Below are 1,408 nucleotides of genomic sequence, written 5' to 3'. Positions count from 1 at the left end.
TACGAGGATTACCAGCCATGTCGTACTCCCTAGAACAGTGAGGTCGTGAACACACACCAGCTTGGTCTGCCAGGTGTGCACAGGCCCCTCGGATCGGGGCGCATAGTCCTCAGATCCAGACGGATCCGCCTCGCCGCGCCATGAGGCCTGGCGCGCAGTTCCGGCCCGTGATCCTCGTTTCTCGGGATTCCGACGTTCTGGGAGTCCGCCGGCCCTTTCTCCTGGTGGCGCCGACTGGTCTGGCGTGCCTACCGTCCTGCGTCGGCCCACGGGCTGGTGGGCGCCCCTTTTCTCCGCCCCCCTGGTCGGTGGCTCAGTGCTGCCGTGATGAAGCGGCCGCTGCATCTGCGGCGGCGGAGGACACATCTGCGGCGGCGCGTGCTGCTTTGCCTGTCAGCTTCCAACTGACCATGCGCAGTGCTACTGCTGGACTGGGCGGGAAGACGCCGAGTTGACCAAGCATCGTGACGTCGTCACGCACGGCCTCGTGGGCGGCGACCTTGCCGTCTCGGACTTCGAGTACGTGGATCTGCTCGAAGTCGATGCTTCGGCCGGTGGGAGGTATGGCCTGGTCGAGTGCACCGTTGCGGAGGCGGACGAACGGACCCGTGTGGCAGCCCTGCATGCGAAGGCGCACCCATACCTGGCTGTCGTTGCCGGCCGTTTCCGTGATCGGAAAGCTCAGTTCGGTGAAGGCGAAGCGCATCCAGGCGCTTGAGGCGAGGACGCCGGCAGGGCCCAGTAGATCGCAGGCTTCTGGGGCCACGGCTGCTTCACGGTTGTAGAAGTCCGGGTGCACGACCTCTGCAGCGAGTTCGGAGTCTCCGGTCTCGAGGATCCGGAAGAGTTTGTGGGCCAGGTCAACGGCAGCGATGCCCATTGCTTTGCTCCGTTTCGGGGTGTGCGAAGAGAAGAGGGCGCCTTCCTGCTGAGCAGGTGCAGGCGAGGTGAGGTGAGGGCCTGGAGCACCCGGCTGACGTCATGGTCTGCTCTGGCGGGCTCCGGCAGATTTCTACTTACAGTATCTCTAGTGAAATGGTTGGCTGCAGTTCTGCACACCTGGTGCGTGACATCACAACCCGCCCCGCGCTATCGGGAGTTGCCAGCCCTTTTGTTGTTCAGGAGCGCCAGACGTCCGGAGGTTACGGCGAAGAGCTACGTCGTGGTGAACCGTCAGCCGCAACGCCAGGTGTCGCCAGTGACGTGTCCGAGGCAAACGCGGGCGACACGTGAAGGCGGTTCCTGGCGAACGTTGTTGCGTAGCCCTGACCTGGGTGGGGCGTGTGTCTTGATGTGTGGGCTTTGCGCCTCGATCCGAGGGGCGGGCAGAGCGTGGAGACGTCAGGCTGGTTCACGTAACCACGTACCGAACTCGGATAGGACGAGATCATGGCTGGTAATCCTCGTG

At 63.8% G+C, this 1,408-nt stretch carries 1 protein-coding gene; it reads right to left on the bottom strand.

Annotation, left to right across the window (positions count from 1 at the left end; all coding sequences use genetic code 11):
• Positions 1-313 precede the first annotated feature (313 nt).
• Positions 314-880, bottom strand: coding sequence for an ester cyclase (locus ACZ4UV_RS52070; RefSeq protein WP_467850275.1), 567 nt, complete (start codon positions 878-880; stop codon positions 314-316).
• Between the last annotated feature and the right edge of the window lie 528 nt (positions 881-1,408).

Source organism: Streptomyces sp. NPDC028289, from assembly GCF_055565975.1.
Note: the sequence above shows the minus strand (reverse complement) of the source record. Positions and strands in the feature narration are given on the sequence as shown.